This window comes from Cereibacter changlensis JA139, assembly GCF_003034985.1.
GTDB lineage: Bacteria > Pseudomonadota > Alphaproteobacteria > Rhodobacterales > Rhodobacteraceae > Cereibacter > Cereibacter changlensis.
In genome coordinates this window covers 1-25,796 of the sequence record NZ_PZKG01000010.1, presented here as the reverse complement: position 1 = coordinate 25,796, position 25,796 = coordinate 1, and the positions used below count along the sequence as shown (strand labels likewise).

Annotated in this window: 32 protein-coding genes and 1 other RNA gene; 13 read left to right on the top strand and 20 right to left on the bottom strand. The window is 69.7% G+C overall.

What is annotated here, in order from left to right; all coding sequences use genetic code 11:
- Positions 1-98: 98 nt before the first annotated feature.
- From C5F48_RS03835 to C5F48_RS03820, 4 genes are read left to right on the top strand one after another with little or no spacing between them, the layout of a single operon-like run.
- On the top strand, positions 99-770 hold the full coding sequence (locus tag C5F48_RS03835; protein WP_107662583.1) for a cell division ATP-binding protein FtsE: 672 nt from the start codon (positions 99-101) through the stop codon (positions 768-770).
- On the top strand, positions 767-1,669 hold the full coding sequence (locus C5F48_RS03830; RefSeq protein ID WP_107662582.1) for a cell division protein FtsX: 903 nt from the start codon (positions 767-769) through the stop codon (positions 1,667-1,669). The genes C5F48_RS03835 and C5F48_RS03830 overlap by 4 nt, the downstream gene beginning before the upstream one ends.
- Positions 1,669-2,403: a lysophospholipid acyltransferase family protein gene (locus C5F48_RS03825; RefSeq protein ID WP_107662581.1), complete on the top strand. Its 735-nt coding sequence runs from the start codon at positions 1,669-1,671 to the stop codon at positions 2,401-2,403. Before C5F48_RS03830 ends, C5F48_RS03825 begins: the two co-directional genes overlap by 1 nt.
- A 15-nt stretch (positions 2,404-2,418) precedes the next feature.
- On the top strand, positions 2,419-3,024 hold the full coding sequence (locus C5F48_RS03820) for an MSMEG_1061 family FMN-dependent PPOX-type flavoprotein (protein WP_107662580.1): 606 nt from the start codon (positions 2,419-2,421) through the stop codon (positions 3,022-3,024).
- A 1-nt stretch (position 3,025) separates the two neighbouring features.
- Here the strand turns inward: C5F48_RS03820 and C5F48_RS03815 are convergent, their stop codons facing one another.
- From C5F48_RS03815 to mobA, 3 genes are read right to left on the bottom strand one after another with little or no spacing between them, the layout of a single operon-like run.
- The gene (locus C5F48_RS03815) at positions 3,026-3,592 is read right to left on the bottom strand and encodes a GNAT family N-acetyltransferase (RefSeq protein WP_373454325.1); all 567 of its coding nucleotides are present in this window, start codon (positions 3,590-3,592) and stop codon (positions 3,026-3,028) included.
- Between the two features lie 14 nt (positions 3,593-3,606).
- Complete coding sequence (gene mobB, locus C5F48_RS25025) at positions 3,607-4,959, bottom strand: molybdopterin-guanine dinucleotide biosynthesis protein B (protein WP_111467475.1); 1,353 nt, start codon at positions 4,957-4,959, stop codon at positions 3,607-3,609.
- Positions 4,956-5,531, bottom strand: a complete 576-nt coding sequence (gene mobA / locus C5F48_RS03805; protein WP_107662578.1) for a molybdenum cofactor guanylyltransferase MobA — start codon at positions 5,529-5,531, stop codon at positions 4,956-4,958. Before mobA ends, mobB begins: the two co-directional genes overlap by 4 nt.
- Positions 5,532-5,620: 89 nt before the next feature.
- Between mobA and C5F48_RS03800 the strand changes: the two genes are divergently transcribed.
- Positions 5,621-6,328 carry an AzlC family ABC transporter permease gene (locus C5F48_RS03800; RefSeq protein WP_107662577.1) on the top strand — a complete coding sequence of 236 codons (708 nt, stop codon included), beginning with the start codon at positions 5,621-5,623 and terminating at the stop codon, positions 6,326-6,328.
- Positions 6,325-6,651 (top strand): AzlD domain-containing protein, encoded by a 327-nt coding sequence (locus tag C5F48_RS03795; protein WP_107662576.1) that lies wholly within the window; start codon positions 6,325-6,327, stop codon positions 6,649-6,651. Before C5F48_RS03800 ends, C5F48_RS03795 begins: the two co-directional genes overlap by 4 nt.
- On the opposite strand, the gene C5F48_RS03790 is transcribed toward C5F48_RS03795, so the two are convergent.
- The 4 genes from C5F48_RS03790 to C5F48_RS03775 all read right to left on the bottom strand — a co-directional run bounded on the left by C5F48_RS03790 (position 6,652) and on the right by C5F48_RS03775 (position 10,307).
- Complete coding sequence (locus tag C5F48_RS03790) at positions 6,652-7,260, bottom strand: hypothetical protein (RefSeq protein WP_107662575.1); 609 nt, start codon at positions 7,258-7,260, stop codon at positions 6,652-6,654.
- 46 nt (positions 7,261-7,306) lie between these two features.
- On the bottom strand, positions 7,307-7,462 hold the full coding sequence (locus tag C5F48_RS03785) for an aa3-type cytochrome c oxidase subunit IV (RefSeq protein ID WP_107662620.1): 156 nt from the start codon (positions 7,460-7,462) through the stop codon (positions 7,307-7,309).
- Between the two features lie 131 nt (positions 7,463-7,593).
- Complete coding sequence (locus C5F48_RS03780; RefSeq protein ID WP_107662574.1) at positions 7,594-8,622, bottom strand: MBL fold metallo-hydrolase; 1,029 nt, start codon at positions 8,620-8,622, stop codon at positions 7,594-7,596.
- Positions 8,619-10,307, bottom strand: coding sequence for an acyl-CoA dehydrogenase family protein (locus C5F48_RS03775; protein ID WP_107662573.1), 1,689 nt, complete (start codon positions 10,305-10,307; stop codon positions 8,619-8,621). The genes C5F48_RS03780 and C5F48_RS03775 overlap by 4 nt, the downstream gene beginning before the upstream one ends.
- A 108-nt stretch (positions 10,308-10,415) precedes the next feature.
- Between C5F48_RS03775 and C5F48_RS03770 the strand changes: the two genes are divergently transcribed.
- Entirely contained in the window at positions 10,416-11,360 is a 945-nt protein-coding gene (locus C5F48_RS03770; protein WP_107662572.1) for an L-threonylcarbamoyladenylate synthase, read from the top strand.
- Positions 11,361-11,630: 270 nt separating this feature from the next.
- Here C5F48_RS03770 and C5F48_RS03765 read toward each other — a convergent pair whose 3' ends face one another.
- Positions 11,631-12,323 (bottom strand): glutathione S-transferase N-terminal domain-containing protein, encoded by a 693-nt coding sequence (locus tag C5F48_RS03765; protein WP_107662571.1) that lies wholly within the window; start codon positions 12,321-12,323, stop codon positions 11,631-11,633.
- Between the two features lie 142 nt (positions 12,324-12,465).
- Here C5F48_RS03765 and mscL point away from each other — a divergent pair, with 142 nt between their 5' ends.
- Entirely contained in the window at positions 12,466-12,906 is a 441-nt protein-coding gene (mscL, locus tag C5F48_RS03760) for a large conductance mechanosensitive channel protein MscL (protein ID WP_107662619.1), read from the top strand.
- 35 nt (positions 12,907-12,941) lie between these two features.
- Here the strand turns inward: mscL and ald are convergent, their stop codons facing one another.
- A complete protein-coding gene (gene ald / locus C5F48_RS03755) occupies positions 12,942-14,060 on the bottom strand; it encodes an alanine dehydrogenase (RefSeq protein WP_107662570.1) in 1,119 nt (372 codons plus the stop codon).
- A gap of 139 nt (positions 14,061-14,199) precedes the next feature.
- On the opposite strand from ald, the gene C5F48_RS03750 reads away from it, so the two are divergent.
- Positions 14,200-14,658 (top strand): Lrp/AsnC family transcriptional regulator, encoded by a 459-nt coding sequence (locus C5F48_RS03750; protein ID WP_107662569.1) that lies wholly within the window; start codon positions 14,200-14,202, stop codon positions 14,656-14,658.
- Positions 14,659-14,706: 48 nt separating this feature from the next.
- Here the strand turns inward: C5F48_RS03750 and C5F48_RS03745 are convergent, their stop codons facing one another.
- The 5 genes from C5F48_RS03745 to rpsU form a co-directional block, all read right to left on the bottom strand.
- Positions 14,707-15,324, bottom strand: coding sequence for a class I SAM-dependent methyltransferase (locus C5F48_RS03745; RefSeq protein WP_107662568.1), 618 nt, complete (start codon positions 15,322-15,324; stop codon positions 14,707-14,709).
- A gap of 19 nt (positions 15,325-15,343) precedes the next feature.
- Positions 15,344-16,057 (bottom strand): CDP-alcohol phosphatidyltransferase family protein, encoded by a 714-nt coding sequence (locus C5F48_RS03740; protein ID WP_245941461.1) that lies wholly within the window; start codon positions 16,055-16,057, stop codon positions 15,344-15,346.
- 27 nt (positions 16,058-16,084) lie between these two features.
- Positions 16,085-16,783, bottom strand: coding sequence for a phosphatidylserine decarboxylase (locus C5F48_RS03735; protein WP_107662566.1), 699 nt, complete (start codon positions 16,781-16,783; stop codon positions 16,085-16,087).
- Between the two features lie 197 nt (positions 16,784-16,980).
- Entirely contained in the window at positions 16,981-17,409 is a 429-nt protein-coding gene (locus tag C5F48_RS03730; RefSeq protein WP_107662565.1) for a VOC family protein, read from the bottom strand.
- Between the two features lie 170 nt (positions 17,410-17,579).
- On the bottom strand, positions 17,580-17,786 hold the full coding sequence (rpsU, locus tag C5F48_RS03725) for a 30S ribosomal protein S21 (protein ID WP_107325789.1): 207 nt from the start codon (positions 17,784-17,786) through the stop codon (positions 17,580-17,582).
- A gap of 109 nt (positions 17,787-17,895) precedes the next feature.
- On the opposite strand from rpsU, the gene C5F48_RS03720 reads away from it, so the two are divergent.
- Together C5F48_RS03720 and C5F48_RS03715 are read left to right on the top strand one after the other, a co-directional pair.
- Positions 17,896-18,585 carry a COQ9 family protein gene (locus tag C5F48_RS03720; protein ID WP_107662564.1) on the top strand — a complete coding sequence of 230 codons (690 nt, stop codon included), beginning with the start codon at positions 17,896-17,898 and terminating at the stop codon, positions 18,583-18,585.
- A gap of 23 nt (positions 18,586-18,608) precedes the next feature.
- Positions 18,609-19,595: an NAD(P)H-quinone oxidoreductase gene (locus tag C5F48_RS03715; RefSeq protein WP_107662563.1), complete on the top strand. Its 987-nt coding sequence runs from the start codon at positions 18,609-18,611 to the stop codon at positions 19,593-19,595.
- A 69-nt stretch (positions 19,596-19,664) separates the two neighbouring features.
- Here the strand turns inward: C5F48_RS03715 and C5F48_RS03710 are convergent, their stop codons facing one another.
- Positions 19,665-20,279, bottom strand: a complete 615-nt coding sequence (locus tag C5F48_RS03710; RefSeq protein ID WP_107662562.1) for a ribonuclease T2 family protein — start codon at positions 20,277-20,279, stop codon at positions 19,665-19,667.
- 122 nt (positions 20,280-20,401) lie between these two features.
- Here C5F48_RS03710 and C5F48_RS03705 point away from each other — a divergent pair, with 122 nt between their 5' ends.
- Positions 20,402-21,151: a DUF1013 domain-containing protein gene (locus tag C5F48_RS03705; protein WP_107662561.1), complete on the top strand. Its 750-nt coding sequence runs from the start codon at positions 20,402-20,404 to the stop codon at positions 21,149-21,151.
- Positions 21,152-21,425: 274 nt separating this feature from the next.
- Here the strand turns inward: C5F48_RS03705 and recR are convergent, their stop codons facing one another.
- The 5 genes from recR to C5F48_RS03680 form a co-directional block, all read right to left on the bottom strand.
- Entirely contained in the window at positions 21,426-22,025 is a 600-nt protein-coding gene (recR, locus tag C5F48_RS03700) for a recombination mediator RecR (RefSeq protein WP_107662560.1), read from the bottom strand.
- A gap of 1 nt (position 22,026) precedes the next feature.
- Complete coding sequence (locus C5F48_RS03695; RefSeq protein ID WP_107662559.1) at positions 22,027-22,371, bottom strand: YbaB/EbfC family nucleoid-associated protein; 345 nt, start codon at positions 22,369-22,371, stop codon at positions 22,027-22,029.
- A gap of 12 nt (positions 22,372-22,383) precedes the next feature.
- Positions 22,384-24,114, bottom strand: coding sequence for a DNA polymerase III subunit gamma/tau (locus C5F48_RS03690; RefSeq protein WP_107662558.1), 1,731 nt, complete (start codon positions 24,112-24,114; stop codon positions 22,384-22,386).
- Positions 24,115-24,238: 124 nt separating this feature from the next.
- Positions 24,239-24,336, bottom strand: an RNA gene (gene ffs, locus C5F48_RS03685) — signal recognition particle sRNA small type.
- Positions 24,337-24,376: 40 nt separating this feature from the next.
- Positions 24,377-25,009 carry an HAD family hydrolase gene (locus tag C5F48_RS03680; RefSeq protein WP_170139688.1) on the bottom strand — a complete coding sequence of 211 codons (633 nt, stop codon included), beginning with the start codon at positions 25,007-25,009 and terminating at the stop codon, positions 24,377-24,379.
- 137 nt (positions 25,010-25,146) lie between these two features.
- Here C5F48_RS03680 and C5F48_RS03675 point away from each other — a divergent pair.
- Positions 25,147-25,796 (top strand): NAD(+) diphosphatase (locus C5F48_RS03675; protein ID WP_107662556.1); only part of this gene is annotated, 650 nt, incomplete at its 3' end.

Genomic DNA, 25,796 nt, shown 5'->3' with positions numbered 1-25,796 from the left:
AGTCTTTGCGTCATCTTGTAGCAATGATACCGCTGTTCTCCAAGCCTTTGCGGGTGGCGACGCCAGATGCACCCCAGCCGCCCGAACGGAGACCCTGCGTGATTGCCTTCGACAATGTCGCCTACAGCTATGGCGGGGCAGAGCTTCTGTCCGAGGTCTCGCTGCGGCTGACGCCGGGGTCGTTCCATTTCCTCACCGGCCCCTCGGGGGCGGGCAAGTCCACCTTCCTCAAGCTCTGCTATGCCGAGCTCCTGCCGACCGCCGGCCAGGTCACGATCTTCGACCGCGAGGTGCGCAGCCTGGACCGCGACGAGGTGGCGCGGATGCGCAGGCGGGTGGGGGTCGTGCATCAGGACTGCCAGTTTCTCGATCATCTGCCGATCGCCGCCAACGTTACCCTGCCGCTGGCGGTTTCGGGCCGTGACACGGGGGCGCAGGATCTGGCCGACCTGCTCGGCTGGGTCGGGCTCGGCCACCTCGCCGACGCCTTGCCGCCCTCGCTGTCGGGCGGCGAGCGGCAACGCGCGGCGGTGGCCCGCGCGGTCATCACCTCGCCCGACATCGTGCTGGCCGACGAGCCGACCGGCAACCTCGACTGGGAGATGTCGCTCAGGCTGCTGACGCTGCTGGTGGAGCTGAACCGGATGGGCAAGACCATCCTGATCGCCACCCATGACCTGAACCTGATCCGCACCGCCAAGCAGCAGGTGGCGGCGCGGGTGCTGCGCATCAAGGACCGGCGCATCCAGCTGGCGGGGGCCGACCTGTGACCTTCCGCGACATCCTCGCCGATCTCACCACCCCCGACCGCCACGCCGCCCGCGTCGTGCCGCCCTCGGGCCACACCGCCTGGCTCACCAGCTTCACCGCCGGAGCGATGACCTTCCTCGCCGTCTTCGCGCTGGCCCTCTCGCTCGCCTCCGGTCGCCTCGCCGACCGCTGGTCCGAGGCGCTGGCCCGCACCGCCACCATCCGCATCTCGGCCCCCGCCGACCAGCAGGCGGCGCAGACCCAGGCGGTGCTCGACCTCTTGGCGACGACGCCCGGCATCGCCTCGGCCCGCGCCCTGACCGACGAGGAGCAGCGCGCGTTGCTGGAGCCGTGGTTCGGCCCCGACCTGCCGCTCGACAGCCTGCCGGTGCCGCGGCTGGTGGAGCTGACCGAGACCGGCGACGGCTACGACGGCGAGGGCCTGCGCCAGCGGCTCGCCGCCGAGGCCCCCGGCGCACTGCTCGACGATCACACCCGCTGGCGCCAGCCGCTGGCCACCGCCGCCAGCCGGCTGCGGCTGCTCGGCACGGTTTCCTTGCTGCTGATCCTCGCCGCCATGGCCGCGATGATCACTCTCGCCGCCAATGCCGCCCTTGCCGCCAATGCCCAGGTGATCCGGGTGCTGCGGCTGGTGGGCGCGCGGGATGTCTACATCGCCCGCGCCTTCGTCCGCCGCTTCACCCTGCGCGCCCTGGGCGGCGCGGCGGCGGGGACGGTGGCGGGTATGCTCGGCATCCTGCTCCTGCCCTCGGCCGACGCGGCGGGCGGGTTCCTCACCGGGCTCGGGTTCCAGGGGGCGGGCTGGCTCCTGCCGCTGCTCCTGCCGCCCCTCGCCGCGCTGGTGGCCTTCTTCGCCACCCGCCTCGCCGCTTTCCGCAAACTGAACGAGCTCACCTGATGCGCTACGCCCTGCAATGGATCCTCTCGCTGCTGTTCATCGCCCAGATGTACATCACGATCATCAGCATCGCGCTGCTGTTCACGCCCGCCGCCTTCTTCACCCGGCGGGCCTCTTTCGCCTGGATGCGGATCTACTCCAACTGGGTGCGCTTCTCGGCGCGCTGGATGCTGGGCCTGCACACCGAGGTGCGCGGCCCGGTGCCGACCGGCGCGGCGCTGATCGCCTCCAAGCACCAGTCCTTCCTCGACAGCCTGCTGCTCTTCGCCATCCTCGACACCCCCCGCTTCATCATGAAGAAGGAGCTGGCCTGGATCCCGCTGATGGGCTGGCACGCCATGCGCATCGGCTGCGTCCCGGTGGACCGCGGCCGGCGCGGCGCGGCGATCAAGAAGATGCTGGCCGATGTCGACCGCGGAGAGCAGCGCCCGGGCCAGCTGGTGATCTACCCGCAGGGCACCCGCGTCGCCCCCGAGGCGAAGCTGCCCTACAAGGTCGGCACCGCGCTGATCTACTCGCAGCTCAACCAGCCCTGCATCCCGGTGGCGACCAATGTCGGCTTCTTCTGGCCGCGCCACGGCATCTACCGCCTCCCGGGCAACGCGATCATCGAGTTCCTCGAGCCGATCCCGCCGGGCGTGCCGCTGAAAGCCTTCATGGCCCGGCTGGAGCTGGAGATCGAGACCGCTTCGGACCGGCTGCTGGCCGAGGCCCAGGCCGCCGCCACCCTCTGACCATCCGAGACACCCATGGATTTCATCGACACTCTGGACGACCTGCACGCGCACTACGGCGCCCCCTCGCAGCCGGCGATGCTGAAGGTCACGCCGCGGCTGACCGATGCCTATGCCGCCTTCCTCGGCCGCAGCCGCTTCTGCATCCTCACCACCGTCGGCCCCGAGGGCACCGACGGCAGCCCGCGCGGAGACGAGGGGCCGGTGGCGACCATCCTCGACGCCGGCACGCTGGCCCTGCCGGACTGGCGCGGCAACGACCGGATCGACAGCCTGCGCAACATCGTCCGCGACGGGCGGGTCAGCCTGATCTTCCTGGTGGCCGGCGCAAGGAATGCGCTGCGGGTGAACGGCACCGCCCGGCTCACCGCCGACGAGGGGCTGCGCCGCCGGTTCGAGCGCGACGGCAAGCTGCCGCGCACGGTGATCGTGATCGACATCGCCGAGGTTTATTCGCAATGCGCCCGCGCCATCCTCCGCGCCGAGCTCTGGACCTCGGGCGACCAGTCGCAGGGCCTGCCCACCGCCGGCGACATGCTGCGCGACGCGACCGAGGGCAGCTTCGACGGCGCGACCTACGACCGCGACTGGAAGACCCGTGGGCCCGCGACGCTCTGGTAGTTCAGACCGGGCGGACCATGGTGATGGCGCTGGAAAAGCCGAAGACCAGCCGCAACAGCCCGATGCCATGGCTCTGCACCGCGACGAAGCCGAGCCGGCGGTACAGCGCCTGCGCCCGCCAGTTGTTGTCGACCACGTCGAGCCGCACGGCGCGATAGCCGCGCCGCACCGCCTCGCGGCAGATTTCCACCAGCAGCGCCGAGCCGATGCCCTCGCCGCGCCGCTCGCGCGCGACGCAGATGCCGTCGAGCAGGAAGCGCTCGTTGTCGATATCGCCGTGCAACAGCCTGAGGAGCAGCGCCCGCCATGCCCCGCCGAAGCGGCCATAGACCGCCTGCATGTCGCGGAAACCCCCGGCGGCGAAGGCCCCGCGCGGCGTCTTGAACCCCGCGACACCGACCAGCGCGCCATTGGCATCGAGCGCGGCGATCACGTGGTCGTCGCGGATCACCCGGGCCAGAAAGCGCAGCGCCAGCGGTTCCGGCCCCATCACCCGCTCCAGCTTGCCGCCGAAGGCCTGCCAGTAGAGCCGCGCCGCCGCCTCGCGCTGCTCCGGCTCCAGCCCCATCTGCAGCGAGACCGTCACGCCAGCGCCCGCCGCAGCAGATCGGCCTGACCCACGCCGAGGATCCAGCCCTCCTCGGACCGCCCCGGCCAGTCGGGCGCGGCGTCGAACAACTGCCCCAGCTCCCCCGCCCGCCCCAGCCGGTAGAGCGCCCGCGCCAGAAGCCGCACCTGCGCCCGGTCCTTGATCTCGTCGCCCGAGGCCGCGACCTGCGGGGCGAGCAGCGAGGGGTAGATCTCGGCCAGCACCAGAGGGCCGGTCGCCTGCTCGAAAGGCCAGACACTCGCGCCGAAGCGCTGCCGCAGCCGCGCCAGCACCGGCAGGCCCAAGAGCGCCTGCGAGCCGACCGAGCCGGTGGTGTAGAGCTTCCACACCGATTGCGCCCGCGGCACCGTCCGCTCCACCCGCCGCCGCTCGGCCAGCCCCAGCACGTCATGGTCGCAGAGCCTGCGTTCGGGCAGATGCGCCAGCGGCTGCCCGGCCGGCCGTCCCCAGAACGGCCCCTGCACCGGGAAGCCTGCATTGATCGCATCGGCCAGCGCGAAGCGGTTGTTGGCGTTGTCGGGCGCATCCTCGATCCCCGCCGCCAGCCAGTCCCACAGCGCCAGCGCGCTCGCCTCTCCGGTCAGCCGTCGGGCGAAGCCCTCGGGATAGCCCAGCGGGAAGTCGAAGCCCGCCAGCACCCGCCGCCCCGCCGCCGCCTCCAGCGCGAAGAGGTCGTTCAGATGGGCCTCGGCATCGGCGCGCGTCCGGTGATAGCTGACCGTCTCGCCGGTGACTCCGGCCACGCCGATCCAGATCGCATCCGCCGAGGGCCGGCGCGGCGAGGGCGTCGCCGCGCCCGACCAGTCCACCACCACCACCGTATCGAAGCCGCTGCCCGCCAGCCCGGTCTCGGTCAGGATGAAATCGGCCACGGCGCCCGTGTCGTTCAGGTCGAGCACCGGCACCGGCAGCTCCAGCGGCAGGTCGGTCGCCACCGCCCGCACCAGCGGATCGCCGGGCTGGATCAGCGCCTGCCCGGTTTCCTCGCGGAACACCTCGATCTTGGGGTGGGCGTCGCGCTTGTAGCCCTCGACCAGCACCAGATCGACCGGCGCCATCCGCGCCAGAACCGCCGTCAGCTCCGGCTCCGGCCCGCGATGCTCGCGCATCAGCGCAAAGCGATGCGCCGAGGCCAGCACCACCTCCGAAGCCCCCGCCGCGCGGTGGCGGTAGCTGTCCTTGCCGGGCTGGTCCAGATCGACGTCGTGATGCACATGCTTCACCGTCGAGACGGTGAAGCCGCGTCCGGTGATCTCGGCCACCAGCCGCTCCATCAACCCCGTCTTGCCGGCGTTCTTCCAGCCGATGATGCCGTAGACCTTCATGCCCTCAGTGCCGCCTCCGCTGCCGCAATGTCTTCCGGCGTGTTCAGGTTCATGAAGGCGGTCGGGTCGGAAAAGCCAGCCCGTGCGGCCCCATGCCGCGCGGCAAAGCCCATGACCTTCGCCTCGCCCGAGGCGAGCCAGCCGCGCAGATCGTCGCGCAGATCCACCGGCCAGAGCGCGCAGGTCGGATGCAGCCGCCCGCCACACTCCGCCACCGCCAGCCCGCCATCGCCCGCCAGCCACAGCTGCGGCACGAGGTCGCCGGGCAGGAAGGGCGTGTCGACCGAGGCGCTGACCACCGCATCCGCGCCCTGCGCCGCGGCCCAGTCGAGCGCCGCCAGAACGCCCGACAGCGGCCCCTGCGGCGCGGCGTCGGTCAGCACCGGCAGGCCGAAGCCCGCAAAGCGCGCGGCATCGCCATTGGCGCTCAGCGCCAGCGCCTCCACCTGCGGCTCCAGCCGGTCGCGGACATGGGCGAGCAGCGACCGCCCGGCAAGGGGAAGCAGCGCCTTGTCGGCCCCGCCCATCCGCCGGCCTTCGCCGCCGGCGAGGATCACGCCGAAAAGCCGCATCGCTCTCCTCCACCACCCGTTGCATCGCCAGATCAGATTGCCTAAGCCCTGCAAGGCCGCCCGTAAACCCCATCCGCCGAGGTCCCCGCATGACGCCAAGCCGCTCCGCCTATCTCCGCGGTTGCCTCGCCTCGGCGCCCTTCGCGCTGGTCATCGTCCCCTTCGGCCTGCTGTTCGGCGTGGTCGGGGCCGAGGCCGGGCTGAACATCGTCGAGGTGATGGGCTTTTCCATCATGGTGATTGCCGGCGCGGCGCAGTTCACCGCGTTGCAGATGATGGCCGATGACGCGCCGACGGTGATCGTGCTGGCCACGGCGCTGGCGGTGAACCTGCGCATGGCGATGTATTCCGCCGCGCTGACGCCGCATCTCGGCAAGGCGCCAACGGGGATGCGCGCGCTGATCGCCTATTTCCTCGTCGACCAGACCTTCGCGGTCAGCTCGATGCAATATGACCGCGATCCGGGCATGCCGCTGGCGCAGAAGGTCGCCTTCTTCTTCGGGGCGGTCACGCCGATCTGCCCGCTCTGGTATGTCGCGACCTATGCCGGGGCCGTGCTGGGCACCGCCATCCCGCCGGAGTTCGCTCTCGACTTCGCGGTGCCGATCACCTTCCTCGCGATGATCGCGCCCCTGCTGCGCACGCCCGCCCATATTGCCGCCGCCTTCGTCTCGATCGCGGTGACGCTGGCGCTGGCCTTTTTGCCCTACAACACCGGCCTGCTGATCGCCGCCGTCGCCGCCATGATCACCGGCGCGCAGGTCGAGATCTGGACCGAACGGAGACTCGCGCGATGATCGACGACACGCTCCAGATCTGGACGGTGATCATCGTCCTCGGGCTCGGCACCTTCCTGCTGCGCTTCTCGTTCCTCGGGATGATCGGCAGCCGGGCGATGCCGGGCTGGGCGCTGCGGCTGCTGCGCTACACGCCGGTCGCTGTGATGCCGGGGCTGGTGGCGCCGCTGGTGCTCTGGCCCGCCGCGACAGGGGGCGAGACCGACCCGGCCCGGCTGGCGGCGGCGCTGGTGACGCTGGCGGCGGGGGTGCTGACGCGCAACGTGCTCGCGGCGATCTTTCTCGGGGCGGCGGCGCTCTATCTCACGCCGCTGCTCTTCTGATCATTCCAGCCGCGGGTCGCCGGCCTGCACCAGAAGCACGCCGTGGTTGTTGTCGGCGTCGGTGTCGGTGATCTTGCGCCCGGTCACGCCCGGCAGCTTGGCGAAGCTGTTCATCAGCTTCTTCGGGAAATAGGTGGCGGGCAGCTCTTCAAAGCCCGGCACGCCGCGCAGGATCTGGGTGACGCTGTGGGTGCACATCGCCTTGCCGACGGCGCCATTCGCCATGGCGCGCTGCATCACCATCTCGGCGACCTGCGGCGAGACGACGACCGTCTGCTCGTAGACATCGAAGGTCTCGCGGGCGTGGTAGTCGATGTAGAAGTCCACCATCTTCGGCGTGATGCCGAAATGCACGTCGTTGCGCTCGGGCAGGGCGGGGTGCCGCCATGTCCCGGCCGGGTCGAACATCACCCGCTGCGAGCCGTTGATCAGCAGCCCCGAATGCGCGCCGCTGCCGTTGGTGGTGCTGACCACGGTGAACAGCGTGATCGAGGGCGGGCCGTTGTGCACATAGGTCGCCCGCGCCACCTCGGCGTCGGAAGACCATTTCGGCTCGGCGCCGCAGGCGGCCAGCAGCGCAAGCGCCAGACACAGGAAGAGATTACGCATGGGGCATCCTTGTGCGCGGCGCCGGGATCAGGCTGTCGGGGAGAGGTCAGGCGTTGGCGAGACCCATGAACACCAGGACGCCGATGCTGATGATCGCGCCCCAGGTGACCATGCGGATGAAGCCGGCAAAGGTCTTCTCGTGGTCGGAGATATCCATCGTGCCGACAACATGGTCGTGCTGGTCGTGCGAGTGATCGGCCATCGGTTCGGTTCCCTTGTTCTTTGCTTCGCTTGCCATTAGCTGATTCACGCCTCCCTGTCACGCGCTGCCGGACAGTGCTTCCGCGCCGCAGCGCGAGTTTTCCCGGGGCGTTGCCGCTCTGCCGCCCGGCCTCAGGCCAGCCGCCAGAGCCAGGCCCCGTCCGGTCCCCCAACGCGCGAAACCTCGCCGCGGCGCCACAGATAGTTCAGATGCGCCACCGCCTCGACCAGCCCCATGCCATAGGCGTCGCCGGTCAGTTCGCGCCGGAACAGCGGCACGAAGCATTGCACCGCTGTCCGCGGCTCGCGCAGATGCGCCCGGAGCCGCTCCAAGGCGCCCAGATGGTTGTCGATCATCTGCTCCAGCCGCACCGGCAGCCCGGTGAAGGGCAGCTTGTGCCCCGGCAGGATCAGCTGCCCGTCCTCGGCGAACGGCTTGAACCCCTCGCAGGAGGTCAGCCAGTCCCGCAGCGGATCGGCCTCCGGCTCCGAGGCATAGACCCCGATATTGGCCGAGATCGAGGGCAGCAGCTGATCGCCGCCCAGCACCAGCCCGTCATCCAGGCTCCACAGCGTCGCATGTTCCGGCGCATGGCCATGGCCGATCCGCACCACCCATCTGCGACCTCCCGCCGTGACCACGTCGCCCTCGGTGATCCGGGTGAAGCCAAGGGGCAGGGGGGCCACCACATCGGCGAAGTTGAAGGGCCGCGCCAGCGCCCGCTCGTCCAGCATCGGCCCGGGCATCCCCGCCGCGCGCCAGAAGGCCAGCGTCTCCGGCCCCGGCGCCGCATGCTGATCCAGCACCAGCATCCGGGCATAGAGCCACGAGGTGCGCGTCGTCACCAGCTCGGCGCCCTGCGCCTGAAACCAGCCGGCAAGGCCGATATGGTCGGGATGGTAATGCGTGACGATCACCCGCTTCACCGGCCTGCCGCCCAGAGGCCCTGCCAGCAACCGCAGCCAGATCGCCCGCCCGCGCCGGCTGTCGAAGCCGGTATCGACCAGCGTCCAGCCGTCGCCATCGTCGAGCGCGAAGACGTTCACATGATCGAGCTGCATCGGCAGCGGCAGCCGCAGCCACAGCACACCCTCGGCCACTTCGGTCGCCGTGCCTTCGTCGGGCGCGAGTTCGAACGGGCTGCGGATCGGCGCGGTCACGCCGCCAGATCCTCGGCGCTCAGCGCGAACAACCCCTCGGCGCCCTCGCGCACCTGCGCCAGCAGCGCCGCATGCTCCGGCAACAGCCGCCGGATCGCCACCCGCGCCAAGGCCAGCCGCGCCGGGTCGGCTGCCGCCGCCGTCAGATGGTAATGCGCTCCGAGCACCCGGGCAAAGGCGCGCAGGTAGGGCACCGCCCCGGCATTGCGGTCGGTCGCCCCCTGCGCCACCAGCGCCTCGGTCGCCTCCCACAAGGCTTCCGCCGCGTTCCAGACATCGCCCGCCAGATCCGGCAACCCGTGCCGCGCCACCTCGGCGGCGTCCTGCACCTCCTGCAGCAGTCGGAAGGCCGCCTCGCCGCCATCCATCATCTTGCGCCCCACCAGATCCATCGCCTGAATCCCGTTGGTGCCCTCGTAGATCGCCGTCACCCGCACGTCGCGCAGATATTGCGCCGCGCCGGTCGCCTCGATGAAGCCGGTGCCGCCATGCACCTGCACCCCCAGATCGGCGACCTCCACCCCCATCGCGGTGCCATAGGCCTTGGCGATCGGCGTCAGCAGCGCCGCCCGCGCCTGCCACTCGGCCGAGCCCGTGGCCCGCGCCATGTCGATGGCCACCGCGCAGGCCAGTGCAATGGCCCGGGCCGAGAAGGTCTCGGCCTTCATCACCGCCAGCATCCGCCGCACGTCGGGATGCTCGATGATCGTCCCGGCCCCGCCCTGCCGCCGCTCCAGCGCATAGCCGAGCGCCGCCTGCGTCGCCGCCTCGGCCACGCCGATGCCCTGCACCCCGACCCCGAGCCGGGCGTTGTTCATCATGGTGAACATCGCCGCCATCCCCCGATGCGGTGCGCCCAGCAGCCAGCCCACCGCGCCGTCATAGTCCATGACGGCGGTGGGCGAGCCATGCAGCCCCATCTTGTGCTCCAGACTGACCACGCTCAGGCTGTTGCGCTTGCCCGGATTGCCCTCGGCATCCGGCAGGAACTTCGGCACCAGGAACAGGCTGATCCCCTTGGTCCCCGGCGCGCCGTCCGGCAGCCGCGCCAGCACAAGATGGCAGACATTGCCGGTGAAATCGTTGTCGGCCCAGCTGATGTAGATCTTCTGCCCGGTCACCGCATAGCTGCCGTCGCCCAGCGGCTCGGCCCGCGTCCGCAAGGCGCCCACATCCGACCCCGCCTGCGGTTCGGTCAGGTTCATCGTGCCGCACCACTCGCCGCTCACCAGCTTCGGCAGATAGAGCGCCTTCAGCGCGTCCGAGGCGTGATGCTCCAGCGCCTCGATCTGGCCTTGGGTCATCAGCGGATTGAGCTGCAGCGACAGGCAGGCCGAGGCCATCATCTCGTTCACCGCCGTCGTCACCGTCATCGGCAGCCCCATGCCGCCATGGTCGGGGCTGGCGGCGATCGACACCCAGCCGCCCTCGACGATGGCGCGATAGCCCTCGGCAAAGCCCGGCGAGGTGCGCACCACCCCGTTCTCCAGCCGCGCCGGATGGATGTCGCCCGACCGCTGCAGGGGCGCCAGCACCTCCTCGCAAAGCTTGCCCGCCTCGCCCAGCACCGCCTCCACCGTCTCTGGCGTCGCCTCGGCGAACCGCTCGGTCGCGGCGACCTGCGCGAAGCCCACCACCTCGGACAGAAGGAAACGGAAATCGGCGAGCGGGGCGCGATAGGGCATCGGTCTTCTCCTGCAGGCGCGGCTTGGCATTCGCGCCAAGCCCACGTATGTCGGCGGAAAGCCTATCCTAAGCGCCCTTCTCCTCAAGCTCAACGCTGCGTCACGCCCATGCCCGATACCCGGACCCTCACAGCCACGCCGGACGGCATCGCCGAGGCGGCCCGCCTGCTGCAGGAGGGCGGCCTCGTCGCCTTTCCGACCGAGACCGTCTACGGTCTCGGCGGCGACGCCCGTTCCGACCGGGCGGTGGCGCGGATCTTCGACGCCAAGAACCGGCCGCAGTTCAACCCGCTGATCGTTCATCTCCCCGATCTTGCCGCCGCCCGCGCCTATGCCGAGATCGGCCCCGAGGCCGAGCGTCTGGCCGAGGCCTTCTGGCCCGGCCCGCTGACGCTGGTGCTGCCGCTGCGTGGCGCCGGCATCTCGCCGCTGGTGACGGCAGGGCTCGACACCGTGGCGATCCGCATCCCGGCGCATCCCTTGGCCCGCGATCTGCTGCGCGCCTTCGGCGGCCCGCTCGCCGCTCCCTCGGCCAATCCCTCGGGCCGGATCAGCCCGACCCGCGCCGCCCATGTGCTCGACGGGCTCTCGGGCCGGATCGAGGCGGTGCTCGACGGCGGACCCTGCGCGGTGGGGGTGGAATCCACCATCCTCGCGCTCGACCCCCCCACGCTGCTGCGCCCCGGCGGCCTGCCGCTGGAGGCGATCGAGGCCTGCCTCGGCCAACCCGTGGCCAGCGGCGGCAGTGCCGAGAAGCCGAGCGCCCCCGGCCAGCTCGCCTCGCATTACGCCCCGGCCGCCAGCCTGCGTCTCGAGGCGCTGCGCAAACACCCGGGCGAGGTGCTGATCGGCTTCGGTCCGGTCACGGCGCCGCTCTCGCTCTCGCCCTCGGGCGATCTGATCGAGGCGGCGGCGAACCTGTTCCACATGCTGCGCGAGGCTGACCGCCGCGCCGGACCGAGCGGGCGCATCGCCATGGCGCCGATCCCGCAGCACGGCCTCGGCCGCGCCATCAACGACCGCCTGACCCGCGCCGCCGCCCCCCGCCCCTGACAGGGGCCCCCCCCCGCAAACCGGGAGCCGCCGCCGGGGGCATAGAGCCCCCGCCAGCGGCATTGCCATGGAAGGTGGAGGCCGGGCGCGGCACGGCAGGGCTTCTTCTTGGAAAAAATACTCCCGCCGGAGGCGCCCGCAGCCGGCCGCGGACGCTCCGCGGGGAGTATTTGCGCAAGGAGAAACCGCAGACTCCGGGAGGTACGCCAGGACGTCGGTCCATGGCAATGCCGCCCGAAGGGGCTCGATGCCCCTGAGGGCGGCTCCCCCTCAGCGCGGCGGCTGCTCCAGCCCGCGCTGCACGGCGGGGCGGGCGAGGAAGCGCTCGAGATAGGCCGGCACGTTCTTCAGCGCGTCGAAGCCGACCAGGTCGTTGGCCTTGTAGAAGACGCCGAGCCCGCGCAGCCAAGGGCAGAGGGCGATGTCGGCGATGGAATACTCTCCCGCGATCCACTCGCGGCCTTCCAGCGCGCCGTCCAGCACCTTCAGCAGCCGTTCCACCTCGGCGCGGTAGCGCTCCTTCGGGCGCGGGTCGTCGATCTCCTTGCCGGCATAGGCGTGGAAATAGCCGAGCTGGCCGAACATCGGCCCGACGCCGCCCATCTGGAACATCAGCCACTGCAGCACCTCGTAGCGGTTCGCCTCCGGCAGCAGCTTGCCGCTCTTCTCCGCCAGATAGATCAGGATCGCCCCGCTCTCGAACAGGCCGAGCGGCGCGCCGTTCGGCCCCTCGGGGTCGAGGATCGCCGGGATCTTGTTGTTGGGGTTCAGTGACAGGAACTCCGGCGTCATCTGGTCTTGGGTCTCGAAGCTGACCAGATGCGCGTCATATGCCAGCCCCATCTCCTCCAGCGCGATCGAGACCTTCACGCCGTTCGGCGTCGGCAGCGAATAGAGCTGGATCGCCCTGGCGTCGCGCGGCGGCCAGCGGCGGGTGATGGGGAAATCGGCGAGGGTGGTCATCGGGCAACTCCTGTCAGCGGAGGTCAAGGCTACGCCCAATTTGCGATAAGAAAAGATGAGTCCCTGTGACATACTGCAGGGAGAGCTGTGCGCCCCTGCAGGGGAACCGCAGGCGACAGGCAGGCGTGTAGTCGAGGAAGACATTGAGATGCTGAACGAATTCAAATCCTTCATCGCCAAGGGCAATGTCATGGACATGGCCGTGGGCATCATCATCGGCGCGGCGTTCACCGCCATCGTCTCCAGCCTGGTGGCCGATCTGATCAACCCGATCATCGGCATCATCACCGGCGGGATCGACTTCTCCAACCTCTTCGTGAACCTCGGCGACGGCGAGTTCGCCAGTCTCGCCGCCGCGCGCGAGGCCGGGGCGCCGGTCTTCGCCTATGGCGCCTTCATCACCGCGGTGATCAACTTCCTGATCATCGCCTGGGTGGTGTTCCTCCTCGTGAAGCTGGTGAACCGGGTGAAGGATTCGGCAGTCCGCAAGACCGCCGCCGAGGCCGCAGCGGAACCCGCCGGCCCGACGCAGGAGCAGCTGCTGGCCGAGATCCGCGACCTCCTGCGCAACCGCGCCGCCTGAGCCGAAGGCCCGTCCCGAAGGGGCGGGCCCTGCGCTCACTGCTTCAGCGCCAGCCGGGGCGAGAGCACGTCGATCCCCAGCGCGATGCCCACTGCCGCATAGGTCAGATGCCCGGCATGGGTGTTGAGCCCGGCCAGCAGATGCGGGTCCTCCTCGCAGGCGCGGCGCCAGCCCTTGTCGGCCAGCGCCAGCAGGAAGGGCATCGTCGCATTGCCGAGCGCGATGGTCGAGGTCCGCGCCACCGCGCCGGGCATGTTGGCCACGCAGTAATGCAGGATGCCGTCCACCTCGTAGATCGGGTCCTGATGGGTGGTGGCATGCGAGGTCTCGAAGCAACCGCCCTGATCGATCGCCACATCGACGATGGCCGCACCGGGCTTCATCGTTGAAAGCTGCGCCCGGCTCACCAGCTTCGGCGCCGCCGCCCCGGGGATCAGCACCGCGCCGATCACCAGATCGGCCTCGGCCACCAGCTCGGCCGTGTTGCCCGCCGAGGCGTAAACCGACTTGAACGCGCGCCCGAAGACATCGTCGAGATGGCGCAGCCGCGGCAGCGAGCGGTCGAGCACGGTGACATCCGCCCCCATCCCCGCCGCGATCCGGCCCGCATGGGTTCCCACCACCCCGCCGCCGATCACCACCACCTTCGCCGGGCCGACCCCCGGCACGCCGCCCAACAGAACGCCGCGCCCGCCATTGGCCTTCTGCAGCGTCCAGGCTCCGACCTGCGGCGCCAGCCGCCCGGCGACCTCCGACATCGGCGCCAGGAGCGGTAGCCCGCCGCGGTCGTCGGTCACCGTCTCATAGGCGATGGCGGTGACGCCCGAGGCCAGCAGGTCGCGGGTCTGCTCCGGGTCGGGCGCGAGGTGCAGATAGGTGAACAGAAGCTGCCCCTCGCGCAGCCGCTTGCGTTCCACCGCCTGCGGCTCCTTCACCTTCACGATCATCCCGGCCTCGGCAAAGACCTCCTCTGCCGTGCCGACGATCCGCGCGCCTGCCGCCTCGTAATCCGCGTCGGCGAAGCCGGAGCCTGTGCCGGCGCCGGTCTCCACCAGCACCTCGTGGCCATGGGCCACCGCCTCACGCGCCGCATGGGGCGTGAGGCCCACGCGGAATTCTTGTGGCTTGATCTCCTTCGGACAACCGATCTTCATCTGACGCCTCCCTGCGTTATCTGGACCCATCCTGCGCCGCCTCCGCCGTCGATGCTTTGATTTCTTGCGTGACCCCGCGGGGGCCTTGGCGTAGGTTCTTCGGCGGACCCTCTCATCCACGAAAGAAGCTTGCGCCCGGATGGATCTTGACGCCACAGACCGCCGCATCCTGACCGTTCTGCAACGGCAGGGCCGCATCACCAATGCCGAGCTGTCCGAACAGGTGCATCTGTCGCCCTCGGCCTGTCACCGAAGGGTGCAGCGGCTGGAGGAGGAGGGGATCATCGCCGGCTATGTCGCGCTCCTGAACCCGCGCAGCCTCGGGCGGCCGACCACGGTCTTCGTCGAGATCACCTTGCAGGGGCAGGCGGACGAGCTCCTGGAAGCTTTCGAGCGCGAGGTGGCCCGGGTGCCGGACATCCTCGAGTGCCACCTGATGGCGGGGACGGCGGATTACCTGTTGAAGGTCATGGCGCAGGACACCGAGGATTTCGCGCGCATCCACCGCCAGTACCTGACCCGGCTGCCGGGGGTGGCGCAGATGCATTCCAGCTTCGCGCTGCGCACCGTGTTCAAGACCACGGCGATCCCGGTGTGAGCCGCACGGGGCGCGCCCTCCGGCGCGGCCCCGCGCGGTGGGCGGCGGTCAGTGCCGGCGCTCGAACTGCAGGAAGGTGAACAGCCCGGCGGGGGACATCGGCCGGCGCTTCACCACCTCCAGCCGCGGATCGCCGGTGACGCGGTCGACCGAGAAGTCGGAATGCCAGCCCAGCGTGTTCTCGAAGCGGGCGAAGGCCTTCTCAACCGCCGCCAGCGGGCCCTTCTCGGTGGCGAAATGGTTCACGATCACCACCTCGCCGCCGATCCTGCAGACACGCGCCATCTCCGAGACCACCTTCTCCGGCTCGGGCACCACCGAGACGAGGAACATCGCTACCACGGTGTCGAAGCTCTCGTCCGGGAAGTCCAGCGACCGGGCGTCCATCTGGCGCAGCTGCTTCACCGCGGTCAGCCCCAGCGCGTCGACCTTCTCCTGCGCCTTGGCCAGCATGTCATGCGAGAAGTCGATGCCGGTCACGTCGAGATCCGGGTCGTAGAGCGGCAGCGACAGGCCGGTGCCGACCCCGACCTCCAGCACCCGGCCGCCCCTTGCGTTCACATGGGCGGCGGTGCGGCGGCGCGGGCTCTCGCTGACCTTGCCGAAGCTGAAGTCGTAGATAGGCGCCCAGCGTTTGTAGCTGCGGCTGACAGCGTCCAGTTCCATCCGGTCTTCCTTCTAGAAGTCAGGGACGTTTTCCCCTGAGATACGCCGCGATGGCCCACAGCGTGACCACCGCATATCCTGCGCCCGCCAGCACCATCAGCAGCCAGAACCGCGTGACCAGCAGGCCGATGGCGATGGCCATGCCGATCAGCACGAAGACGGTCTTGTCGCGCGGGATCCGCATCGCCTTGGCCGATATGGTGGGGATCCGGCTGGTCATCAACAGCCCGACCAGCGCCAGATAGATGCCATAGGCCAGCGACCAGTCGGAGAAATCCGCCAGACCCAGAAAGCCTACGAACATCGGCAGCAGCGCCAGCATGGCGCCGCCCGGCGCCGGCACGCCGACGAAATGCGGCTTGGTGCCCGGCGGGGGCGGGGTGTCGCGGTTGGTGTTGAACCGCGCCAGCCTGAGGCAGGCGCAGATCGTGTAGACCAGCACGAAGACCCAGTTGGTGGTGTAGGTGCCCGCCAGCGCGAAGTGGTAGACCATCAGCGAGGGCACCACGCCGAAGTTCAGGAAATCGGCGAGCGAGTCGAGCTCGGCCCCGAAGGTGCTCTGCGCGTTCAGCCGCCGCGCGATCAGCCCGTCCAGCCCGTCGATGGCGGCGGCGAAGATGATCAGCATGGCGGCATAGTCCAGCCGGTCGACCATGATGAAGCGGATCGCGGTCAGCCCGGCGCAGAGCCCGGTGATCGTCACCAGATTGGGCAGCAAGAGCAGGATCGGCATGCTTCTTTCGCGGTCGCGGGGCATGGCTCAGCGCACCATGCCGAGCCGGCGCGGCTCGGCCGAGGCCATGTCGGCCAGCACGGTCTCGCCGGCGATGGTGCCCTGACCGAGGCAGACCAGCGGGTTGACCCCCTCGGGCAGGTAGACATCGACGCGCGAGCCGAAGCGGATCATGCCGAAGCGCTGCCCGGTCTGCATCGTGCTGCCCTCGGTGGTCTCGCAGAGGATGCGACGCGCCACCAGCCCGGCGATCTGCACCACCGCCACGTCGCGCCCGTCCGCCATGCGGATCAGGAGCGCGTTGCGCTCGTTGTCCACGCTCGCCTTGTCGAGCGAGGCGTTGAGGAACTTGCCCGGCCGGTAGGCGATGCGCGAGATGATCCCCGGCACCGGGGCGCGGTTCACGTGGCAGTTGAACACGTTCATGAAGACCGAGACCCGCATCATCGGCTGCGGCCCCAGCCCCAGCTCTTCCGGCGGCACCGCGGGCTCGATCAGCGAGACCACGCCGTCGGCGGGGCTGACCACCAGCCCCTCGCGCAGCGGCGTCACGCGGTCGGGATCGCGGAAGAAGTAGTAGCACCAGACCGTCAGCCCGACCCCGATCCAGCCGAGCGGCTCCCAGATCAGGAACAGCACCAGCGTCACCGCGGCGAAGATGGCCACGAACTTGTAGCCCTCGCGGTGCATCGGTTTCACGAAGGTGGAGAGCATGTCTACGGCCATCAGGATCCTCATTGCCTGCGGGTCGCAGGGCGTGGGTCGGTTATGCAGATAACACCCCACATGACAATCGGTTTCAACCCGGGGGGCGGATTGTGGCCGGGGCGGGATGCCGCACGGGCGGGGTGGTGGAGGGCGCGGCCCGATCCGTGCACAGCGGCGGTCGTTAGGCGGGCGGAGCGGGCTGCCGCGCTTCAGCGCTAGAAGTCGATGGTGACCGACGGCGCGCTGCGCTTCGCCACCCCTTGGTGGACCACCTCGATATTGTTGCCGTCGGGGTCGAGCACGAAGGCCGCGTAATATCCGGGATGGTAGGGCCGCAGGCCGGGCGGGCCATTGTCGCGGCCTCCCTGCGCCAGCGCGGCGCTGTAGAAGGCATCGACCGTCTCGCGATCCTTCGCCTGAAAGGCCAGATGATGCCGCCCGGTCAGCACGCCCGAAGCTGTCACGCTGTCGGCGGAAGAGACGACAAGCTCATCGGCCATGAAGTAGCCATTCTCCGTGCCGACAACCGGTATGTCCAATACGGACAGGACGGCCTTGTAGAAGGTTTCGCTGACCTCGAGATCCCGCACCACAAGCTGAATGTGGTCAATCAAGCGACCTCGGTGCAGTCGGTTGGTTTCCATGATCCTTCGCTCCGTGATGGCAAGGACGACAGAGCTTCGCTCATCCCTGAAGGACCGGCAAGGACTCCTGTCCCGCCGCTTCCCAATGAAAAACCCCCGACACTCGCGCGCGGGGGCCCTTCGGATGACGGTCGGGCCGGGGCCTTTCCGTCACAGTGTCGCGTGACGTCTCAGAGACCGCCTTCGCGTTGCGCCTTCTTGCGCGCGAGCTTGCGCGCACGGCGGACGGCTTCGGCTTGCTCACGGGCGCGCTTGACGGAGGGTTTCTCGAAATGCTGCTTGAGCTTCATTTCGCGGAACACGCCTTCGCGCTGGAGCTTTTTCTTCAGGGCCCGAAGGGCCTGTTCGACGTTGTTATCGCGGACGCTGACCTGCATGTGGTTGTCACCACCTTCCTAAGTTAGAGTTGCACGAATGTGCAGGCTGGGCGCCTATATCAGACAGAGGGGTGGCTTGTCCACCTCGTCCACAGCAAAGGAGACGGCGATGGAAGCGGAAGACGGACTGGAAACGGCAAAAAACGCCCTTCTCGACGCAGCGCTGCTGCATGTGCCCTTCGACGGCTGGTCAGAGGCCACCCTGCGCGCCGCGGTGCGCGATTCGGGGGTGGCCCCCGGTCTGGCCAAGGCGCTCTTCCCGCGCGGCGGCGTCGATCTGGCGCTGGCCTATCACGCCCGCGGCGACGCGGCCATGCAGGCGAAGGCGGCGCGGGCCAATCTCGGCATGATGCGCTATTCCGAACGGGTGGCGGCGCTGATCCGCTTCCGGCTCGAGGCGGTGGAGGACAAGGAGCTGGTGCGGCGCGGCTCGACGCTGTTCTCGCTGCCCCAGCACGCCGCCGACGGCGCCGCCGCGATCTGGGGGACTGCCGACAAGATCTGGACCGCGCTCGGCGACAGCTCGCGCGACGTGAACTGGTACACCAAGCGCGCCACGCTCTCCGCGGTCTATGCCTCCACCGTGCTCTACTGGCTCGGCGACGACAGCCCCGGCCATTTCGCGACATGGGAGTTCCTCGACCGCCGCATCGAGAATGTGATGCGCTTCGAGAAGCTGAAGGCCGACGCCGCCAAGAACCCGCTGGTCAAGGCGCTGACCGCCGGCCCGATGAAGCTGATCGACAGGATCCGCGCGCCGAACCTGCCCGCCGACCTGCCCGGCCAGAGCCGTCGCTGATTGCCCTTAACGAAGGACCCCGAATGACCCTGCCCATAGACATGCGCGCCGTGCACATCCCCGAGCCCGGCGGGCCGGAGGCGCTGCGTCCCGCCACCCAGCCGCTGCCGGTTCCACTGCACGGCCAGATCCTGATCAAGCTGGCCTATGCCGGGGTCAACCGCCCCGATGCGCTGCAGCGGGCAGGGGCCTATGCCCCGCCGCCCGGCGCCTCGCCGCTGCCCGGTCTGGAAGGCTCCGGGCATGTCGCCGCCATCGGCCCCGGCGTCAGCCGCTGGTCGGTGGGCGACGCGGTCTGCGCGCTGCTGCCCGGTGGCGGCTATGCCGAATATGCCGTCACCAACGCCGCCCACGCCCTGCCGATCCCCGAAGGCCTCGGCCTGCGCGAGGCCGCCTGCCTGCCCGAGACCTGCTTCACCGTCTGGTCCAACATGGCGATGCGCGGCGGGCTGAAGGCGGGCGAGCGCTTCCTCGTCCATGGCGGCTCCTCCGGCATCGGCACCACCGCGATCCAGATCGCCAAGGCGCTCGGCGCCCGCGTCTTCACCACCGCCGGCTCGGCCGGGAAATGCGAGGCCTGCCTCGGCCTCGGCGCCGACCGCGCCATCAACTACCGCGAGGAGGATTTCGTCGAGATCCTCAAGGCCGAGGGCGGGGCCGACCTGATCCTCGACATGGTCGGCGGCAGCTACCTGCCGCGCAACGTGAAGGCGCTGGCGATGGAGGGCCGCCTCGTGCAGATCGCTTTCCTCACCGGGCCGAAGGTGGAGCTGAACTTCGCAGAGGTGATGATGCGCCGCCTCACCATCACCGGCTCCACCCTGCGCCCGCAGAGCGATCTCGCCAAGGCCCGCTACGCCGCCGAACTCGAGACCCACGTCTGGCCGATGATCGCCCGCGGCGCGCTGCGCCCGCTGATCGACAGCGAGTATCCGCTGGAAGACGCGGCAAAAGCGCACGCCCGGATGGAGAGCTCGGACCATATCGGCAAGATCGTCCTCAAGCTCTGATCCGGCATTTTCTGTCCTCAAATATCCCCGCCGGAGGCTTCGACGCCGGCGGGGAGCGCAGCATCGGCCCTACCGCACCCCGTCCATCAGCGCATCCGGCAGCCGGCAGTCGCGCACCACGTCCGCGCCGCAGTCGCGGAAGTCGAGGTCGCGCGTCAGGCAGATCCGCGCCTCCTGGATCCGCCCGGCCTCGCAGGTCACGGGGATCGCGTCGCGCCGCAGCCCCGGGTTGGCCTCGCGGAAGGCGTCCTCCACCACGCGGGCGGGCAGCGCCAGATCCTGCCGCAGCCCGTCGAAGACCTCCGGCAGCGCCACCCGCTCCGCCGCCTCCCGCATCAGCGCGAAATAATCGGCGGCGGGCAGGCCCGAGCAGCGCCCGTGCTTCTTCCACTGATGCCACGCCAGCCCCGGCGGCATCACGTCGGCCATGGCTTCGGTCTGGCGCCGCGGCGGATCGCGCTCCATCGTCGCACAGTAGGAGGGCCAGCCCCGCTCGTATTGCGGCCAGAGCCCGTGCAGCACGAAGCCACGGCCCTGCGCGCAGTCCTCCGACCCCGCGCCTTCCAGCGCGCACCAGGTTGGCTGCCAGCTCAGCGACAGCACGTAGTAATCGAAGTCCCCGGCCTGCTCGCCCTCGGCGAGCGCCGCCCCGCAGAGCCCCAGCCACGCAATCACCCAACGCATTTTCGCTTTTCCTTGACCGGATTCGAGATTATACAGCCCGCTGACTTCCCTGAAAACGAGAAGACGCGGCGACCGCCGCAGCCGTTTTCCCGGCACGGGAGAGATTTGCAAAGGATCGTCCGATGAACAAGCCACTGATGTCCAAGGCGACCGCCGTCTGGCTGGTCGACAACACGACGCTCACCTTCAAACAGGTCGCCGAATTCTGCGGCATGCACGAGCTGGAGGTGCAGGGCATCGCCGATGGCGACGTGGCCACGGGCGTGAAGGGCTTCGACCCGGTCGCCAACAACCAGCTCGATCCGGGCGAGATCGAGAAGGGCCAGAAGGACCCGTTCTACCGGCTCAAGCTGAAGTTCAACGCCGCCGCCGTGGGCGAGGAGAAGCGCCGCGGTCCGCGCTACACCCCGCTCTCCAAGCGGCAGGACCGTCCGGCCGCGATCCTCTGGCTGGTGAAGTTCCACCCCGAGCTGAGCGACGGCGCCATCGGCAAGCTGGTCGGCACCACCAAGCCGACGATCCAGTCGATCCGCGAGCGCACCCATTGGAACATCGGCTCCATCACCCCGATCGACCCGGTGGCGCTCGGCCTCTGCAAGCAGTCCGAGCTCGACTCCGCCGTGCAGGCCGCGGCCCGCAAGAAGGCCGCCGAGGGCTCGGTGATGACCGATGACGAGCGGCGCAAGCTGGTCTCGACCGAGCAGTCGCTCGGCATGTCGGAAGAGGCCCGCATCCCCTCCGGCCTCGCGGATCTGGAGCAGTTCCGCCGCAGCGAGGAAGAGGCGAAACCGGCCGACTTCTCCGACGCCGACAGCTTCTTCAACCTGCCGCATGGCGATGACGAGGAAGACGAGGACGAAGACCAGCGCTGAGCGCGAGGGTCATCGCCACGCCGACGACAGAGCCCCGGACCCCCGGGGCTTTTTCTTTGCCCGTCCCACCTCGCCACCCGTAGGGTGCGCATTCATTGCGCACCTTCCGCCCCTCGGATGCGCATCGCCCAAGCCCGTAGGGGGGGGCCACCTCACCCATCGCGCGACGGCGGCCACCCCACCCCCGCCACCGATCTGCACCGCCCGTGCATGATCCGTGCACCGCCCGTGCATTCCCGACAAAACCGCAAGAATCTGCATCGATCCCCGCCGCTCAGAACCGCTTCCGCGCCCTGAGCGCCGCGCCGATCGTTCCGTCGTCGAGGTAATCCAGCTCTCCCCCGATCGGCACGCCCTGCGCCAGCGAGGTCAGCGACACGCCCGAGGCGGTCAGCACATCGGCGATGTAATGCGCGGTGGTCTGGCCGTCCACCGTGGCGTTCAGCGCCAGGATCACCTCGGTGATGCCCTCCTCCGCCACGCGCTCCACCAGCCGGGGGATGCGCAGCTCGTCCGGGCCCACCGCGTCCAGCGCGGAAAGCGTGCCGCCGAGCACATGGTAGCGGCCCTTGAAGGCGCCGCCGCGCTCCAGCGCCCAGAGGTCGGCCACATCCTCCACCACGCAGAGCTCGCCCGTCGCCCGCCGCTCGTCGCGACAGATCTCGCAGAGCTCGGAATTGGTGATGTTCCCGCATCTGGCGCAATCGCGCGCCGAGACCGCGACCTGCGCCATGACGGTGGCCAGAGGGGCCATCACGGCCCCCCGTTTCTTCAGCATCAGAAGCACCGCGCGCCGCGCCGAGCGGGGTCCGAGCCCCGGCAGACGCGCCATCAGATCGATGAGTTGCTCGATGTCGCCCGGCGCTTCGGCCATGTCAGAACGGCAGTTTCATGCCCGCCGGCAGGCCCATCCCGTCGGTCAGCTTGGCCATCTCGGCCTGCCCCCGCGCCGAGGCCTTCTGCTGCGCATCCTTGATCGCCGCAAGGATCAGGTCCTCCACGACTTCCTTCTCGGAGGCGACGAAGATCGACGGGTCGATCTCCAGCCCCGTCAGCTCGCCCTTGGCGGTCGCCGTGGCCTTCACCAGCCCCGCGCCGGATTCGCCGGTCACGGTGATCTTCTCCAGATCCTCCTGCAGCTGCGCCATCTTCTCCTGCAGCCCCTGCGCGGCCTTCATCATCTTGGCCATGTCGCCAAGCCCGCCCAAACCTTTCAGCATACCGTCATCCTTTCAGCCATCCTCGAAGGGATCCCATTCATCCTCGACTTCCGCCAGCGCCTCGACCGCCGCCAGTTCCTGCGGCTTGCGGATCTCGGAGATCCGCGCACCCGGAAAGGCGGCCAGCACCGACTTGACCAGCGGGTTTTCCAGCGCCTTCGCCTCTTCCGCAAGCCGCCCTTTGTCGCGCTCCTCGGCCAGCGTCGGCGCGCCGCCGCTGCTCACCACCGACACGCCCCAGCGCATCCCGGTCCAGCCCTGCAGCCGCTGCGACAGCCGTGCGGCAAGGTCGGGGGCGGCGTCGGCGGTCGGCTCGAACTCGATCCGGCCCGGCGCGAAGCGGACGAGGCGCAGGCAGGTCTCGATCTCGTAGAGCAGCTTCATGTCGCGCTTGCCCCGGATCAGCTCGGCGACCTGATCGAAGCTCTGGCAGGTGATCGGCGCACCCTGCGCCACGGCCACGGCAGGGGCGGCCCCGCCCGAAGCATGGGTGGCGCGCGTCGGGCCCTGCATCCGCGTGGCGGGCGCGGGCGCGCCGCCGCCGGAGGGGCCGCCCGGCGCGATCGCAGCGGGGGCGGGGGTCGACTGCAGCTTGCGGATCAGCGTCTCCGGGTCGGGCAGGTCGGCGACATGGGTCAGGCGGATCACCGCCATCTCGGCGGCCATCATGGCGTTGGGGGCCAACGCCACCTCTTCCAGCGCCTTGAGCAGCATCTGCCACATCCGCGTCAGCACCCGCATCGGCAGCCGCCCGGCCATGTCGAGCCCGCGCGAGCGTTCGTCGGGCGGGGTGGTCGGGTCTTCGGCGGCCTCGGGGGTGATCTTGATGACCGAGATCCAGTGGGTGATCTCGGCCAGATCGCGCAGCACCGCCATCGGGTCGGCGCCGTCGGCATATTGGCCCGAAAGCTCGGTCAGCGCCTCGGCCGCCGCGCCCTTCATGATCATGTCGAAGAGGTCGAGCACCCGGCCGCGGTCGGCCAGCCCCAGCATGGCGCGCACCTGCGCCGCCGAGGTCTCGCCCGCGCCATGGGCGATGGCCTGATCCATCAGGCTCATCGCGTCGCGCACCGAGCCTTCCGCCGCGCGGGTGATCAGCGCCAGCGCGTCGGGCGCGAGGCTCGCCTTCTCCATCCCGGCCACCTTGGAGAGATGCGCCATCATCACCTCGGGCTCGATCCGCTTCAGATCGAAGCGCTGGCAGCGCGACAGCACCGTGACCGGCACCTTGCGGATCTCGGTGGTGGCGAAGATGAACTTCACATGGGCGGGCGGCTCTTCCAGCGTCTTCAGCAGCGCGTTGAAGGCGCTGGTGGAGAGCATGTGGACTTCGTCGATGATGTAGATCTTGTAGCGCGCCGAGGCCGCCCGGTAATGCACCGAGTCGATGATCTCGCGGATGTCGCCCACGCCGGTGCGGCTGGCGGCGTCCATCTCCATCACGTCGACATGGCGGCCTTCGGAGATCGCGCGGCAGGCGTCGCAGCTGCCGCAGGGCTCGGTCGTGGGGCCGCCCTTGCCGTCGAGCCCGACGCAGTTCAGCCCCTTGGCGATGATCCGGGCGGTGGTGGTCTTGCCCACCCCGCGCACCCCGGTCATCACGAAGGCATGGGCGATGCGGTCGGCGGCGAAGGCGTTCTTCAGCGTCCGCACCATCGCGTCCTGACCGATCAGGTCGGCGAAGGTCTGCGGCCGGTATTTGCGGGCGAGAACCTGATAGCCTTGCTCGGGTGCGTCGGACATTGGGCCTCTGGCGGTTCGGGATTCGAGCGGGAAGATTAGGCCGGGGGCGCGGCGGCGTCCACCCGCGCTCCGGCCCAATCGCGAGGGGCCGACGGATCGGCGCTGCGACGGGCGTAAGGGGAGGAGGTGAGAGGCTGACAACGACCCAAGCGGGGCTCGTTACGGCTGCTTCCTTCCGGACCTGACCGGGTTGGCGAGGCGCTCGCCCGCGCCAACCTCTCCCCGCCGATATAGGCGGGGGCGGCAGGATTCGCAAGTCGGACTATGCGCTGATCACGCCTGCGGCAATCGCGCCCGACAGCAGGTCCTCGGCCACCAGATGGGCGAAGCGCCCCTCGGTCGCCATCACGTCCGGCACTTGGATGACATGCATCCCGGCGGCATGGGCGGCCTCGGCCCCGACATCGCTGTCCTCAAACACCACGCAGCGCGCCGGATCCACGCCGAGCAGGCGGGCGGCCAAGATGTAGGGATCGGGGAAGGGCTTGTGCGCGGTCACGTCGTCATAGGTGACGATATGCTCGAAATGCGCGGCGAGGCCGGTGCGGCCGATCTTGGCATGGGCAGCGTCGCGGCCGCTGGAGGTGGCGATGGCGCGCGGCAGGGTGAGGCGGGCCAGCAGCTCCTCTACCCCCGGCTTCAGCGGCAGGCCGTCATCCATCAGCACCTTCATGCCATGCGTCCAGCGCCGGTCCAGTTCGGCCAGATCCAGCTCGGGGAAGGCCGCGGCGATGATCCGGGCACCGGTGGGCAGGTCCTTGCCGACCAGCCCGTGCATGAAGGCCTCGTCGACCGGCTGGCCCATGCTTGCGAAGGCCTCGATCCCGGAGGCCAGCGCGAGGCTTTCCGTGTCGATCAGGGTGCCGTCGAGATCGAAAATCACTGCATCGAACATGTATCTTCCTTCTGTCTGCTGTTGATCTAGCGGATCGACCCCCGCTCGGGAAGGGTGCAGGCGGCAAGACTGCCGCATTTGCCACCACCGGGCCGGCATGGCATGAGGGGCGGGCCGGTGGGGCAGGGGACGGACGGATGCGGATCGCGGAGACGGTGACTTTCGGGGGCTCTGGGCTGGACCGGGCGGCAGAGCTGCGCGGCGACCCGGAGCGGATGGCGGCGCTGCTGGCCGAGGGGCTGGTGCTGCCGATCTGGCGCGGCAAGCCCCTGATGCGGGACGGCGCGGCGCTGGGCTGGGTCGCGGCCGACAGCCCGGTGCTGGCGGGCGGCGGGGCACCGATCTTCCTCGGGCGGAACGAGGGGCGCGGCTGCTTCGCCGTCGACATCTCGGACTGGTCGCCCGAGGCAGGGGCCGAGGCGGTGCAGGCCGGTTTCTTCGATCCCTCGTTCCAGACCCATCCGGCGCTGCCGGAGAGCCTTGCCTTCGGCGAGCTGCGCGGGGCGATGCTGCTTCTGACCCCGCGCGAGGCGGAGCTGGCGGCGACCGGCAAGGCGTTGGTGCAATGGCACCGCAGCCACGGCTACTGCTCGGCCTGCGGCGCGGTCTCGGCCCCGGCGATGGCGGGGTGGCAGCGGGTCTGCACGGTCTGCGCCGCGCATCACTTCCCGCGCACCGATCCGGTGGTGATCATGCTGGTCACCCATGGCAACCGGGCGCTGATCGGCCGCTCGCCGGGCTGGCCCGAGGGCATGTATTCCTGCCTCGCCGGCTTCGTCGAGCCGGG

Coding starts and splice junctions, on each gene's coding strand:
- C5F48_RS03825 (WP_107662581.1), top strand. CDS start 1,669: ATGCGCTACGCCCTGCAATGGATCCTCTCGCTGCTGTTCATCGCCCAG.
- C5F48_RS03820 (WP_107662580.1), top strand. CDS start 2,419: ATGGATTTCATCGACACTCTGGACGACCTGCACGCGCACTACGGCGCC.
- C5F48_RS03815 (WP_373454325.1), bottom strand. CDS start 3,592: ATGGGGCTGGAGCCGGAGCAGCGCGAGGCGGCGGCGCGGCTCTACTGG.
- mobB (WP_111467475.1), bottom strand. CDS start 4,959: ATGAAGGTCTACGGCATCATCGGCTGGAAGAACGCCGGCAAGACGGGG.
- mobA (WP_107662578.1), bottom strand. CDS start 5,531: ATGCGGCTTTTCGGCGTGATCCTCGCCGGCGGCGAAGGCCGGCGGATG.
- C5F48_RS03800 (WP_107662577.1), top strand. CDS start 5,621: ATGACGCCAAGCCGCTCCGCCTATCTCCGCGGTTGCCTCGCCTCGGCG.
- C5F48_RS03795 (WP_107662576.1), top strand. CDS start 6,325: ATGATCGACGACACGCTCCAGATCTGGACGGTGATCATCGTCCTCGGG.
- C5F48_RS03790 (WP_107662575.1), bottom strand. CDS start 7,260: ATGCGTAATCTCTTCCTGTGTCTGGCGCTTGCGCTGCTGGCCGCCTGC.
- C5F48_RS03785 (WP_107662620.1), bottom strand. CDS start 7,462: ATGGCCGATCACTCGCACGACCAGCACGACCATGTTGTCGGCACGATG.
- C5F48_RS03775 (WP_107662573.1), bottom strand. CDS start 10,307: ATGCCCTATCGCGCCCCGCTCGCCGATTTCCGTTTCCTTCTGTCCGAG.
- C5F48_RS03770 (WP_107662572.1), top strand. CDS start 10,416: ATGCCCGATACCCGGACCCTCACAGCCACGCCGGACGGCATCGCCGAG.
- C5F48_RS03765 (WP_107662571.1), bottom strand. CDS start 12,323: ATGACCACCCTCGCCGATTTCCCCATCACCCGCCGCTGGCCGCCGCGC.
- ald (WP_107662570.1), bottom strand. CDS start 14,060: ATGAAGATCGGTTGTCCGAAGGAGATCAAGCCACAAGAATTCCGCGTG.
- C5F48_RS03750 (WP_107662569.1), top strand. CDS start 14,200: ATGGATCTTGACGCCACAGACCGCCGCATCCTGACCGTTCTGCAACGG.
- C5F48_RS03745 (WP_107662568.1), bottom strand. CDS start 15,324: ATGGAACTGGACGCTGTCAGCCGCAGCTACAAACGCTGGGCGCCTATC.
- C5F48_RS03740 (WP_245941461.1), bottom strand. CDS start 16,057: ATGCCGATCCTGCTCTTGCTGCCCAATCTGGTGACGATCACCGGGCTC.
- C5F48_RS03735 (WP_107662566.1), bottom strand. CDS start 16,783: ATGGCCGTAGACATGCTCTCCACCTTCGTGAAACCGATGCACCGCGAG.
- C5F48_RS03730 (WP_107662565.1), bottom strand. CDS start 17,409: ATGGAAACCAACCGACTGCACCGAGGTCGCTTGATTGACCACATTCAG.
- rpsU (WP_107325789.1), bottom strand. CDS start 17,786: ATGCAGGTCAGCGTCCGCGATAACAACGTCGAACAGGCCCTTCGGGCC.
- C5F48_RS03720 (WP_107662564.1), top strand. CDS start 17,896: ATGGAAGCGGAAGACGGACTGGAAACGGCAAAAAACGCCCTTCTCGAC.
- C5F48_RS03715 (WP_107662563.1), top strand. CDS start 18,609: ATGACCCTGCCCATAGACATGCGCGCCGTGCACATCCCCGAGCCCGGC.
- C5F48_RS03710 (WP_107662562.1), bottom strand. CDS start 20,279: ATGCGTTGGGTGATTGCGTGGCTGGGGCTCTGCGGGGCGGCGCTCGCC.
- C5F48_RS03705 (WP_107662561.1), top strand. CDS start 20,402: ATGAACAAGCCACTGATGTCCAAGGCGACCGCCGTCTGGCTGGTCGAC.
- recR (WP_107662560.1), bottom strand. CDS start 22,025: ATGGCCGAAGCGCCGGGCGACATCGAGCAACTCATCGATCTGATGGCG.
- C5F48_RS03695 (WP_107662559.1), bottom strand. CDS start 22,371: ATGCTGAAAGGTTTGGGCGGGCTTGGCGACATGGCCAAGATGATGAAG.
- C5F48_RS03690 (WP_107662558.1), bottom strand. CDS start 24,114: ATGTCCGACGCACCCGAGCAAGGCTATCAGGTTCTCGCCCGCAAATAC.
- C5F48_RS03680 (WP_170139688.1), bottom strand. CDS start 25,009: ATGTTCGATGCAGTGATTTTCGATCTCGACGGCACCCTGATCGACACG.